This window comes from Collinsella aerofaciens (assembly GCF_040920445.1).
Classification (GTDB): domain Bacteria; phylum Actinomycetota; class Coriobacteriia; order Coriobacteriales; family Coriobacteriaceae; genus Collinsella; species Collinsella aerofaciens_BH.
Window position 1 is genome coordinate 1 of sequence record NZ_JBCOTQ010000018.1, and the last position, 12,785, is coordinate 12,785.

The 12,785-nt window shown below is 61.5% G+C and carries 9 protein-coding genes; 6 read left to right on the forward strand and 3 right to left on the reverse strand.

Annotation, left to right across the window (positions count from 1 at the left end; all coding sequences use genetic code 11):
• Positions 1–1,505, reverse strand: a 1,505-nt coding sequence (locus AB5405_RS04325) for a carboxypeptidase M32 (protein WP_368137708.1), incomplete at its 3' end; no start/stop codon positions are given.
• Positions 1,506–2,009: 504 nt separating this feature from the next.
• Between AB5405_RS04325 and pheS the strand changes: the two genes are divergently transcribed.
• The 6 genes from pheS (at position 2,010) to AB5405_RS04355 (ending at position 9,495) form a co-directional block, all read left to right on the forward strand.
• Complete coding sequence (gene pheS / locus AB5405_RS04330) at positions 2,010–3,086, forward strand: phenylalanine--tRNA ligase subunit alpha (RefSeq protein WP_117770495.1); 1,077 nt, start codon at positions 2,010–2,012, stop codon at positions 3,084–3,086.
• 63 nt (positions 3,087–3,149) lie between these two features.
• Positions 3,150–5,603, forward strand: coding sequence for a phenylalanine--tRNA ligase subunit beta (gene pheT, locus AB5405_RS04335; protein WP_368137709.1), 2,454 nt, complete (start codon positions 3,150–3,152; stop codon positions 5,601–5,603).
• Between the two features lie 246 nt (positions 5,604–5,849).
• Positions 5,850–6,935, forward strand: coding sequence for a cobalt transporter CbiM (gene cbiM / locus AB5405_RS04340; protein WP_349091099.1), 1,086 nt, complete (start codon positions 5,850–5,852; stop codon positions 6,933–6,935).
• A complete protein-coding gene (locus AB5405_RS04345; RefSeq protein ID WP_368137710.1) occupies positions 6,913–7,749 on the forward strand; it encodes an energy-coupling factor transporter transmembrane component T family protein in 837 nt (278 codons plus the stop codon). The genes cbiM and AB5405_RS04345 overlap by 23 nt, the downstream gene beginning before the upstream one ends.
• Positions 7,750–7,795: 46 nt before the next feature.
• Positions 7,796–8,566 carry an energy-coupling factor ABC transporter ATP-binding protein gene (locus tag AB5405_RS04350; RefSeq protein ID WP_349076056.1) on the forward strand — a complete coding sequence of 257 codons (771 nt, stop codon included), beginning with the start codon at positions 7,796–7,798 and terminating at the stop codon, positions 8,564–8,566.
• An 80-nt stretch (positions 8,567–8,646) separates the two neighbouring features.
• Positions 8,647–9,495, forward strand: a complete 849-nt coding sequence (locus AB5405_RS04355; protein WP_368137711.1) for a hypothetical protein — start codon at positions 8,647–8,649, stop codon at positions 9,493–9,495.
• On the opposite strand, the gene AB5405_RS04360 is transcribed toward AB5405_RS04355, so the two are convergent.
• Positions 9,492–10,565 (reverse strand): putative endonuclease domain-containing protein, encoded by a 1,074-nt coding sequence (locus tag AB5405_RS04360; RefSeq protein WP_368137712.1) that lies wholly within the window; start codon positions 10,563–10,565, stop codon positions 9,492–9,494. The genes AB5405_RS04355 and AB5405_RS04360 overlap by 4 nt on opposite strands.
• A gap of 423 nt (positions 10,566–10,988) precedes the next feature.
• Entirely contained in the window at positions 10,989–12,449 is a 1,461-nt protein-coding gene (gene pyk / locus AB5405_RS04365) for a pyruvate kinase (RefSeq protein WP_217750949.1), read from the reverse strand.
• Positions 12,450–12,785 lie beyond the last annotated feature (336 nt).

Genomic DNA, 12,785 nt, shown 5'->3' on the forward strand with positions numbered 1-12,785 from the left:
CCCTTGATGAGCTCCGGCGCGTCCTTGGCGCGGCCCCACTGCCAAATGTGCTCGCCCAGCCAGGCGCGGACAGGTGTCAGGTCGCCGCTCGCGCAGGCGCCGTTAAGGTCGACACCGTCGCGGCACATGGCCGGCACAAACATGGCATCGTAGGCACTGCCCAGCGCATACGTGGGGAAGTAGCCAAACGAGCCGCCGCTCCAGTGCGTATCCTGTAGGCAGCCGTGCGTGTCGTCGGGAACGGGAATGCCCAGGTACTCATCCATAAAGCGGTTCCAAAGCGCGGGGATGTCCTTGGCCGTGGCCTCGCCGGCAAACAGCATGCGCTCGATCTCGTAGCGCACCATAACGTGCAGCGGATAGGTGAGCTCGTCGGCCTCGGTGCGGATCAGCGAAGGCTGCGCAATGTTCACGGCGTGGTAGAGCGCGTCTTCGTCCACGTTGCCGTAGACCTCGGGCGCATGGCGGCGCAGTACCTCGAGCAGCGGTCCCATAAAGGCACGGCTGCGGCCCACGGTGTTCTCAAAGAAGCGGCTCTGGCTCTCGTGGATGCCCATGGAGGTGCCGCCCTCCAGGCAGGTGCGCGCATAGGCGGGATTGACGCCCAGCTCGTACATGGTGTGCCCCGCCTCGTGGATGATGCTGTAGACGTTGGAGATGCAATCGTCCTCGTAGATGTGTGTCGCGATGCGCGCGTCACCCACGGCAAAGCCCTCGCTAAACGGGTGCTCGGTAAAGGCAAGCGTGGTGTCGTCCAGGTTCAGGCCGACGAGCTTCATCAGGTCGAAGCTCATGGCGCGCTGGGCGGCCTCGGGCACGCGGGCGTGCAAAAAGTCGGCATCGGGCTGCTGGCCGCGCTCGCCGATGGCGTGCACGAGCGGCACGACCGTGGCCTTGACCTCCTCGCAAAACGCGTCGAAGCTCTTGGCGGAAAGGCCGCGCTCGTACTGGTCGAGCCAAACATCGTAGGGGTCGCGCTTGGGATCCATGAGCTCTGCCTGATGCTTAAGTTGGGCGACGATTCTATCCACATAGGGCTCAAAGCTCGCCCAGTCGTTGGCCGTCTTGGCTTTGTGCCACACGGCGTCGGCCTCGCAGGTGAGCCTGGTCCAGGCCTCGGCCTCCTCGGTAGGAATAACGCTTGCCTCGCGCTGGTCGCGGCCGAGCACGCGGATCTCGTCGAGCAGCTGCGGGTCGTCTACGTGTCCGCCTGCAACCGTCTCGCGCGCTAACGAGCGTACGAGCTCAACGGACTTCTCGCTGGTCAGTAGCTTGTGATGTTCGCCGGCAAGCGTGCCCATGGCGTCGGCACGGGCGGCAGCGCCGTTGGCAGGAGCAATCGTCGCTCCATCGAACTCGGCAATCTTGAGCAGGTACTCGCGAGTCCACAGCTTGCCCTCGAGTTTGCGGAACTTTTTGACGGCCTTGTCGACTTTAGCAGCCTTGACGCCCTTGGCAGCCTTTGCCACGGCGGCCTTGGCCTTCTTATCGAGTTTCTTTCCCATACCGCATCCTTAATCTCGCAGGCCGAGCGCCGCAGACGGGTGCACGGCCAGTTTGCACAGCTACCTGCCTTGTACCCAGCGCGAACAAAACGGAACGCGGCGATGCGCTCGCGAAATGTGTTATCCTATAGCCCAATGCGTTGACGGAGAGGGTTTTGCCCGCCGTGTCGCCGGCAAGAGAGGGAAGGTCATGGGCTGCAAGCCTTCCTGCGGTGGCAAGGGCCAAGCGTTCACTCCCGAGCAGCGACCTCAACGGGCGCGCGGCCGGTGGCAGCGAAGCTCCAGTAGGGAAGCCGTGAGCCTCGCGACAAGGGGCGCAGAGTGGGCACGGCGGGCCAGACATCCGCCGGGTCAAACAAGGTGGTACCGCGGAATTCAACCGTCCTTGGGCAATGTACATGCCCGAGGGCGGTTTTTTGTTACCGAACCGGGCCGCGTTTTCGCAACGTCAGACGGCGGCAGCCGCCTCGGCAAGCGGGGAACGCGAGAGACGAAAGGGAAGACATGAGTCTGATTGATGATCTGGTCAAACTCGAGGAAGAGGCCAAGGAGCTCGTCACTAGCGCCGACGACGCCGCCAAGCTCGAGGCTGCGCGCGTTGAGCTGCTCGGTCGCAAAGGCCGTATCACCGGCCTGATGCGCATGATGGGCAAACTCGCCCCCGAGGATCGTCCCATGATGGGCAAGCGCGCCAACGAGATGCGCCAGCTGATCGAGGGCATGCTCGACGAGCGCACCACCGAGATGAAGGCCGCCGCCCTCAAGCACGCACTCGAGCACGAGGCCGTCGACATCACGCTGCCGGGCATCCGTCCGCAGATCGGTCACCAGCACCTGATCAAGCAGATCATCGAGGAGGCCGAGGACATCTTCTGCGGCATCGGCTACACCGTCGAGTCCGGCCCCATGGTCGATACTTCCTACTACAACTTCACTGCGCTCAACGCCCCCATGGATCACCCGAGCCGCTCGGCCCGCGATACCTTCTACGTGGTCGATAACAACCCCGGCAGCGTCGCGCACCCCGAGGCTCACGCCCATGGCGAGTCCGACGTGCTGCTGCGCACCCAGACCTCGGGCGTACAGATCCACACCATGGAGTCGCAGAAGCCGCCCATCTACATGATCTGCCCGGGCACCGTCTACCGTCCCGATACGGCCGACGCCTGCCACCTGCCGCAGTTCAACCAGATCGAGGGCCTGGTCGTCGACGAGGGTATCACCTTTGGCGACCTGAAGGGCACGCTCGACTACTTTGTTAAGTGCATGTTTGGCGAGGACCGCAAGACGCGCTACCGTCCGCACTTCTTCCCCTTCACCGAGCCTAGCTGCGAGGTGGACGTGAGCTGCCACGTCTGCGGCGGCAAGGGCTGCAACTTCTGCAAGCACAGCGGCTGGATCGAGATCCTGGGCTGCGGCATGGTCGACCCCAACGTCCTGATCAACTGCGGCATCGACCCCGAGAAGTACACCGGCTTCGCCTTTGGTATTGGCGCCGAGCGCGTCGCGGCACTGCGCTACGACCTGCCCGACCTGCGAACGTTGATGACTGGTGACATGAGGTTCTTGAACCAGTTCTAGAACGCTTTCTTCTTAGTTGCAGTTTCCGGCTCAAAGCCGCATTTATGAAAGGAGACCAGTTAGATGCGCGTTTCTTACGACTGGCTCAAGACCATGATCGATATTCCGGAGGATCCCAAGACCCTTTCGGACGAATATATCCGTACCGGCACCGAGGTCGAGGCGATCGACACCGTGGGCGAGTCCTTCGACCACGTGGTGACCGCCAAGGTGCTCACCAAGATCCCGCACCCCGATAGCGACCACATGTATGTGTGCTCGGTCGACGTGGGTGACAAGAACCTCGACGCCGACGGCAACCCCGCCCCGCTGCAGATCGTCTGCGGCGCGCAGAACTTCGAGGCCGGCGACCACATCGTCACGGCCATGATCGGCGCTGTCCTGCCCGGCGACGTCAAGATCAAGAAGAGCAAGCTTCGCGGCGTCGTGTCCATGGGCATGAACTGCTCCGCGCGCGAGCTCGGCCTGGGCGGCGACCACTCCGGCATTATGATCCTGCCCGAGGATACGCCCTGCGGCATGCCGTTTGCCGAGTACGTGGGCTCGAGCGACACCGTGCTCGACTGCGAGATCACGCCCAATCGTCCCGACTGCCTGTCCATGATCGGCATGGCCCGCGAGACCGGCGCCATCTTCGATCGAGATTTCCACGTTGAGCTGCCCGCCATCAAGGCCGAGACCGGCCGCGCGACCGACGACGAGCTTTCCGTCGAGATTGCCGACGAGGGCCTGTGCGACCGCTACGTTGCCCGCATCGTGCGCAACGTGAAGGTCGGTCCGTCGCCCGACTGGATGGTCAAGCGCCTCAACGCCCTGGGCGTGCGCCCGCACAACAACATCGTCGACATCACCAACTACGTGATGATGCTCACCGGCCAGCCGCTGCACGCCTTTGACCTCGACACCTTTGCCGAGCGCGATGGCCATCGTCGCGTTGTGGTTCGCGCCGCCCAGCAGGATGAGAAGTTCACGACGCTCGATGGCGAGGAGCGCACGCTCGACGCCGGCATGGGCCTCATCACCGACGGCGAGCGCCCTGTGGCGTTGGCCGGCGTCATGGGCGGCATGGATTCCGAGATCGAGGACGATACCGTCGATGTGATGGTCGAGAGCGCCTGCTTCAATGCCGGCCGCACCTCGCACACCAGCCGTGACCTGTCGCTGATCTCCGACGCCTCCATCCGCTTTGAGCGCCAGGTCGACGAGACCGGCTGCGTGGACGTCGCCAATGTGACGTGCGCGCTTATCGAGGAGATCGCCGGCGGCGAGGTCGCCCCCGGCTATGTGGACGTGTTCCCCGCGCCCAAGACCATCGACAGCATCAAGCTGCGCCTGGCCCGCGTGCACGCCATCTGCGGTGCCGACATCGAGCCCGACTTTATCGAGCGCTCGCTCACCCGCCTGGGCTGCACCGTCGAGCGCGACGGCGAGGACTTTATGGTCACGCCGCCGAGCTTCCGTCCCGACCTGCCGCGTGAGATCGACCTGATCGAGGAGGTCCTGCGCCTATGGGGCATGGGTCGCGTCACGGCGACCATTCCGGCTGCCAAGAACCACATCGGTGGTCTGACGCGCGAGCAGAAGCTTACCCGCAAGGTTGGCGAGATCCTGCGCGCCTGTGGCCTCAACGAGACCACGACCTTTGGCTTTGCCGCCCCGGGCGACCTGGAGAAGATTGGCATGTCCACCGAGGGCCGCGGCTGCCCCATGGTTCTCATGAACCCGCTGGTGGCCGAGCAGACCGAGATGCGTCGTTCGCTGCTGCCGGGCCTGCTGCAATCCGTGGCCTATAACGAGGCCCACGGCACGCCCAACGTGCATCTGTACGAGGTCGGCAGCCTGTTCCACGGTCGCGAGAACGCCAGCCTGCCCAAGGAGACCAAGTCCGTGGCGGGTGTGCTCTCGGGCCAGTGGAGCGAGCAGTCTTGGAGCATGAAGTACCGCAAGCTGCGCTTCTTCTTTGGTAAGGGCATTGTCGAGGAACTGCTCGCCCAGCTGCGCATCGAGAAGGTTCGCTTCCGTCCCGTCGAGGGCGAGGGCTACGCTTTCTTGCAGCCGGGTCGTGCGGCCGAGGTTCTGTCCGGCGGCACCGTGCTGGGCTGGGTCGGCGAGATTCACCCCAAGGCGCGCGAGGCGATGGGCATCGATGAGGTTGTCGTTGCCTTTGAGCTCGATCTGGACAAGCTGATCAAGGGTGCCCGCAACCAGGAGAACTACCGCGAGTTCTCGCAGTACCCGGCTGTTGAACACGACCTTGCTATCGTGGTCGACAACGCTGTGACCTGCGAGGATCTTGAGCGCCGTATTACCAGCGCCGGCGGCAAGCTGCTCGAGGGCGTGCGCCTGTTCGACGTCTACCGCGATCCCATCCGTATCGGTGCGGGCAAGAAGTCCATGGCCTTTGCGCTTACGTATCGCTCCGACGACCACACGCTCACCAGCGAAGAGGTCGAAAAAGCGCACCAGAAGATCGTCACCAAGGTGTGCAAGGGCGTAAACGGCGAGGTCCGCGGCTAGGTCCTGCGCTGGGGTATGGGTCAGCGGTGGCTGCTGCCGAGTCCTACGTGACTGCTATGCCCGGTATAAGGCACCGTTGAGCCTGCATATATGACACGCGCATTACATAACGGCGTGCTGCTTTGTCGGCAGTGCGCCGTTTTGCTATGATAGCCCGCGTCGTGTTACGAATCTGACATTACGTAACACTGGAAAGGTGATTCAAACGGCGTTGCAATTCCGTGCGCCGATAACCGGGAGGCGTGCATGCACATTCCAGATAATTATCTGTCCCCGCAGACCGATGCCGTCATGGCGGTGGCGATGGTGCCCGTTTGGGTCCACTGCATCAAGAAGGTGCGCGCCACGCTCGATCGCAAGCACATGGCTTTCCTGGGCATCTGCGCCGCGTTCTCCTTCTTGCTCATGATGTTCAACGTGCCGCTGCCCGGCGGCACCACTGGTCACGCCGTCGGCGGCGCGCTCATCGCGCTGTTGCTGGGCCCGGAGGCCGCGGCTATCGCTGTCTCGGTCGCGCTGGCGCTGCAGGCGCTGCTGTTTGGCGACGGCGGCATCCTGTCCTTTGGCGCCAACTGCTTTAACATGGCCTTCGTGCTGCCGTTTGCCGCTGCTATCGTGTTCCGTGCGCTCAACAGCCGTTTGCACGACAAAAGCTGGGGCACCTCGGTTTCGGCCATCGTAAGCGGCTGGGTCGGCCTGTGCCTGGCGGCCCTGTGCGCGGCAATCGAGTTTGGTATTCAGCCGATGCTCTTTACCAACGCTTCGGGCGCGCCGCTGTACTGCCCCTTCCCGCTGTCCGTGGCTATTCCGGCCATGTTGATCCCACATATGCTGGTTGCCGGCGTGGTCGAGGGCGTAGCGACGGCCGCCATCTACGGTTTTATCAAGAAGACGGCGCCGAGCATTATCGTCGGCCCCGAGGCTTCCGACGGCCTGCTTGAGACCGAGGGCGCAACCGCCAAGAAGACCTCGCTGGTCCCCACGTTCATCCTGGTCGCCGTGCTTGTCGTGGCCACGCCGCTGGGCCTGCTGGCCACGGGTGACGCCTGGGGCGAGTGGGACGCTGAGGGCGCCGCGACCGCCGTTCAGGAGGCTGGTGACGACAGTCTGCAGGCTTCGGTCGGCCTCGACACCCCGACCTTTGCCGACGCTCTGCCCACGGGCGATTATCTGCAGGCCTATTCCGAGGAGCAGGGCCTTGGCTTTGCCGGCCAGGCTGCCATGTATATCCTGTCCGGCGTGATTGGCGTGGCGGTGCTCACCATCGCATTCCGTCTGATCTCGCTGACGGTTAAGGAAAGCGGTGCTCATGGCAATAGCCGAGCTGCCTAGCTGGCTTGCGGTCGAGCAGCGTTACGAGCCCGTGGGGGCTCGGCATCGCGTGATGCAAAAGAATGTCCTGCACCTGGCGAGCCTGCTTGAGCGGGTTCGCCTGGGTGGGGGCGCGCACGAGGGCGGGTCGATGGTCGACCGCGCCCTTTCTTGCGTTTCGGCTCCGGTGCGCCTGGTGGGGATGTTCGTCTGCGTCCTGTGCGTGTGTCTGACGCAGAGCCCGCTGTACCTCATGTTGATGGCGGCTATCGCGCTGGTGCTGGTCGCGGTGCGCCCCGCACGCGGGCTGCGTGCGACCATTGTACCGGCGCTCGGCGCCACGGGGCTTGCGGTGGTTCTGGCATTGCCTGCCCTGCTGCTGGGCGCGTCTGCCACGGGCGCCATGCTCAAGATCGCGCTCAAGACCTTCATTAATGTGTCGCTGGTGCTGGGCGTTTCGTGGACGCTTACCTGGAGCCGCATGTCGGCGGCGCTCAAGATGCTGCATCTACCCGACGAGGTCATCTTTACGTTTGATATGGCGCTCAAGCACATTGAGGTGCTGGGTCGCACGGCGCACGATCTGTGCGAATCGGTCATGCTGCGCAGCGTTGGCCGTGCGCCTGAGGGATTTTCGCGTACCGATTCGATCGCGGGTATCATGGGCATGACCTTTATCAAGGCGATGGAATGCAGCCGCGCGATGGACGAGGCCATGCTCTGCCGCGGCTTTGCCGGCGCGTATCCGGCTCCCGCGCGGAGCGGCTTTGGCTGGCGCGATGCGGTCTATGCGGCCGGCGTGGCGCTGCTGGCAGTGTTGTGCGCCGTGCTGTAGGCGCTGCTGGTTCTGGCTGGGGATGCAAATAGGGAAGGGCGACGTTTTGACGATCGATATGAATAGTGCGGCGGGCACGAACGGTGTGGGCGGCGCCGAGGACACGCCGCTTATTGAGTTGCGCGACGTGGTGTTTTCCTATACGGGTCATACGGTTGTCGATGGTGTGTCGCTGCAGGTCGATCGTGGTGAACTCGTTGCCCTGCTTGGTCCCAACGGCTGCGGTAAGACGACGATTATGCGCCTTATTAACGGCCTTGAACTCGCGAACGCAGGGGCATACCTGTTTGACGGACGCGTGGTCGATGCGGCGTATCTGAAGGATTCTGCTGCTGCTCAGAAGTTCCACCAGCGCGTGGGCTTCGTGTTCCAAAACGCCGATGCCCAGCTGTTCTGCGCCACGGTGGGCGAGGAAGTTGCTTTTGGTCCCGCGCAGATGGGGCTGCCGGCAGACGAGCTCGAGCGCCGCGTGAGCGATGCCATGGGGTTGTTCCAGGTTGCCGACCTTGCCGACGCCTCTCCCTATCAGCTCTCGGGCGGGCAAAAGAAGCGCGTTGCGCTGGCTGCGGTGGTGTCGATGAACCCGGATATCTTGGTCCTTGACGAGCCTACCAATGGGCTCGACGAGGATTCATGCGACATCGTGGTCAACTTCTTGCTGGCCTACGTCGCGGCGGGTAAGACGGTCTTGATGAGCACACATCATCAGGATTTGGTGCGGCGCCTGGGTGCCCGCGCCATCTATATCGATCGATATCACCATGTGGTCGAGGCGCCGGTGTCGTCGTATGGAACCGAGAGCGGCGCTGCGGAATAGTTGCTGCGTAGAGCGTGCGTAGCCGCCCGCGCGGCTTTGCCGTGATGGTATAGTTATCCAGGTTTTTTATGGGGGTGGCTATGCCAAGCTGGAACATTCATATCGCTCAGACGGAGCGTTTGCTGGAGCGCACCGGTGCGCTTGCCAAGAGCGTGCGCGACCGCAATGCCTTTTTGTTTGGCTGCGTGGTTCCGGATATTTTCGTGGGCTATATGGTCCCTGGCATCGCCGATCCCATCCCGTACCGCATTACGCACTTTGCCAAGCCCGAGCCTATCCCTAAGCCGCGTGAGCACGAGTTCTGGGATACCTATGTGGCACCGTTGCTTAAAAGTTCGCCCACCGGTGCGCCAGCCGCGGCGACCTCGATTATCGAGGAGCGCGAGCGACTGAATCGCGTGCACTATCCCCAGCGCTACAGGGATGCTGAGCCGGTTGTCGGTCCCGGCGCTCGTGAGTTCTCGCTTGCGTCCGAAGATGTGGCGCAGTCGTTGCTCGATTTGACACTGGGTGTCTGGTCGCATCTGGTGGCCGATACCGTATGGAATACGCGCGTGAATCAGTACCTGGAGGCGCACGGCGGCAAGCCGTGCGAGGAGTTCCGCATTAAAAAGCAAGGCGACTTTGACTGGTTTGGCAAGACGCTGGGCATTGTTTCCATCCCGCGTGCGACCGATCGCCTGTATACCGCTGCGACGCGTTTTGGGCAGTATCCCATCCATAAGGAGTATGTGCTCAAGACCATCGGCGTCATGCACGAGATCGTGCGCGAAAACCCCGGCGAGCCCGATCATCCGCCGTACCGCCTGCTGACCGAGGAGTTCTTTGACGCAACGTTTACCGAGGTCGTCGAGCTGACCGAGGCGGGCTTTGCGGCTCGCGTTGCTGCTTCTGACGTTCCCGCAGTCCCTCTGATCGCTAGCTGCTAGCCGGCCGGCTTAACGGAGAACAGTTCATCCCAATTGACCAACAGCTCCCGCCGCAGGGCATCTTCGGTGGTGCGTTCCTGATCGGTCTTTGGGATGTAGGGGAGCCCCGCCTTTTTATGAATGAGCTCGGCGATGCTATCAAAGCTCTTCTTGTCCTTGATTTGCTCATAGGTTATCTGGATAACGTCATAGCCCATGCTTGTGAGGGCGGTGGTGCGCTCGGCATCGGAGAGGCTTGCGGCTTCGTTGTCATGGGCGGAGCGGCCTTGGCATTCCAGAATGACGCCCATGCTGTTGGTGGCACTTTCGATGAGGATATCGGCGTAGCAGCAGGTTTTGTAATACAGTGAGCGCGCGGCGTCGCTGAGTAGGATGCGCACGTTGTTTGCGATGTTGATGCCCATGCCGCCCTCGTCGCGGGGGAGCGAGACAAGCATGGAGGTCTGTACTTCGAAGGGCGAGGCAGTTTGCCCCGTCATGTGCTCGGCTGTCCAGCGCAGTTGTTTAACGCCGCGCAGGCCTGCGGCCTGCTTGGCGAACGTGGCGATATCCGCTGCGGAAAGAAGCGGCGTGCGCTTCCACAGGTTAGTGCCATTGCCCTTGGTGTCGACAACACGCTCCCAGCCGCAGTTGGGTGGAATGAGCTTAAGCGAAATAGCTTCATCGAGTTGTTGTTGTGTTCGCTCGCAGGGCTTAAATACTGCAAAGGAGCTGCACATCTCGTAGCAAGCCATGAGTAACTGGTTGCGTGAGACCTGCGTAGCAAGGCTGAGCAGCGTAAACTCGGGCGACGTGACATCAAATCCATGTTCAGTCTGCCTAAACGACCCGGGAGGTGGTTCTTGGGTCAGGAGGTGCGATTTAAACAGGCTTCGCGACCCGGATTGTGCCCGAGTGAATACAAGCCTGTGAAGCGGTGCGTGAAGCAGGTCTTTTACAACTGCATGACTTCCGAGGCCGCAACATCTGCGATCCATATTGCCAAGGCTAATGGCGGGGTAAAGGCCTAATACCTGCGGCGGGATGCGGTAGTAGTTAAAGGCGGATTGCCCACAAAGCGTCAGGTCCATAATGCCCTCCTGGCCGAAATCATCTCTTTGAAGCGAGTGATGCCAGCGTCAATCCGGAGGTATGCGGCAAAATCTGAACCCTATGAGCAGACCTGGCTTTTGAGGCTAGTTTATCAGGCATTTTGTTGCGAAAAAAACAGGGTGTGCTCGGAGGTTCCAGATTTTGCCGCATACTTCCGAAAACCAGGTCGATTTGGTTCTTGCTAAAACGATTTATCAGCCCTGCGTGAGGTGTGGTCTTGCCACCGGGTGAACACTTCTAGCGCCTGAGCTATATTTTTTGGGCCTCGAAGGGTGGATTTCGCGCTTTTGGTAAAGAAATGAGTGCGTGTTTTGCCGTGCGCCGGCATTGGCACAGAAAAAGGGTCCGGAAGGCGAAGCCTTCCGGACCCTTTGCAATGCAAATCTGCTTGCAAGTGCGATTTAGCGCACCTGAGCGACGTAAGCGACGTTGGTCGAGGAGACCTTGTCCTCGAGCTGGACGCTCATGCGGGGATCGCCGGCGGTAGCGACGGTCAAATCGCCAGTCTTGACGTAGCCGAGCTCCTTAGCGGTCTCGATCGCCTTGACGATCGTGCCGTTGACGGTGCCCTGGGTAATCTCGGCCTGGTGCGGGATGACGCCCCAGTACATGATCATCTGCTGGACGGCCCACTCGTGGCGGGAGAACGCGCAGATCGGCATGTTGGGACGGAAGTGCGAGATCAGGCGAGCGGTACGACCGGTGGTCGTCGGCACGGTGATGCACTTGGCGCCAACGGTGGTGGCCATGTTCACAGCGGACATACCCACAACGTTGTTGACGACGCGGGTGCCGTGAGCGTCAGCCGGAACCTCGAGCGGAGCGTGAGCCGGGAGGTACTTCTCGGTCTCGAGAGCGATGCTGGCCTGCATCTTGACGGCCTCGACCGGGTACTTACCGGCAGCGGACTCGCCGGACAGCATAACGGCGTCGGTGCCGTCGTAGATGGCGTTAGCAACGTCGGCAACCTCGGCGCGCGTCGGGCGCGGGTTTTGCTGCATGGAGTCGAGCATCTGCGTAGCGGTGATAACGGGCTTGTAGGCCGCGTTGCACTTGGCGATGATCTCCTTCTGGATGTGCGGAACGAGCTCGGGCTTGATCTCGATGCCCAGGTCGCCACGGGCGACCATGATGCCGTCGGAAGCCTCGAGGATCTCGTCGAAGTTCTCGACGCCCAGGGCGCACTCGATCTTCGGGAAGATCGTCACGTGCTCGCCACCGTTCTCGCGGCAAAGCTCGCGGATGCCGCGGACGGACTCGCCGTCACGGATGAAGGAAGCGGCGATGTAGTCGATGTTCTCGGTCAGGCCAAAGAGGATGTCCTGACGATCGCGCTCGGTGATAGCGGGCAACGAGATGTTGACGTTGGGCATGTTGACGCCCTTGCGCTCGCCGATCAGGCCGTCGTTCTTAACGACACAGGTCATGTCCTGGCCGTCGACGGACTCGACCTCGAGGGCAACCAGGCCGTCGTCGATTAGGATAAGGGAGCCCTTCTCGACCTCGGAGGGCAGAGCCAGGTAGTCGAGGGAGATGTGCTCAGAGGTGCCGTGGAAATCCTCGGACGTGGGCTGAGCGGTGACGACAATCTTGTCGCCGGTCTTGACGGCGACCTTCTTGCCGTCGACCAGAAGGCCGGTGCGGACCTCGGGGCCCTTGGTGTCGAGCAGGATGCCGACGGGCAGACCGAGCTCCTTGGAAATACGACGGACGCGCTCGATGCGACCGTGGTGCTCGTCGTAGGATCCGTGCGAGAAGTTAAAACGGGCGACGTTCATGCCCGCCTTGATCATCTCGCGGATGGTCTCGTCGCTATCGCAGGCGGGACCCATGGTGCATACAATCTTGGTGCGCTTGTACATTCAGACCTCCATCTGACATCGTCTTGCGCTGATAGATAAACCATAAGAAATAAAACTGAGATGATTATAACGAAATGCCGACCGAATACCCCAAAAAATCGACCGTATGCCGAATTAGAAGTTCATTTTTTGCGAAAAAACGGTATATGCAAAAACTTTACCAACCGTTCTAACCGCTGCTATCTGGGCGATATTTCAGTTTGATGATGCACCGAAGAAAAAACGTTTTATCAATGTTGAACATCATACGGTCTGCATCGTTGCGAATGGACCCTATTTCCAAATGGATTGTTTTGGCTAGACGCGTTGCTTTGGGGTACCATAGCTCCACTATCA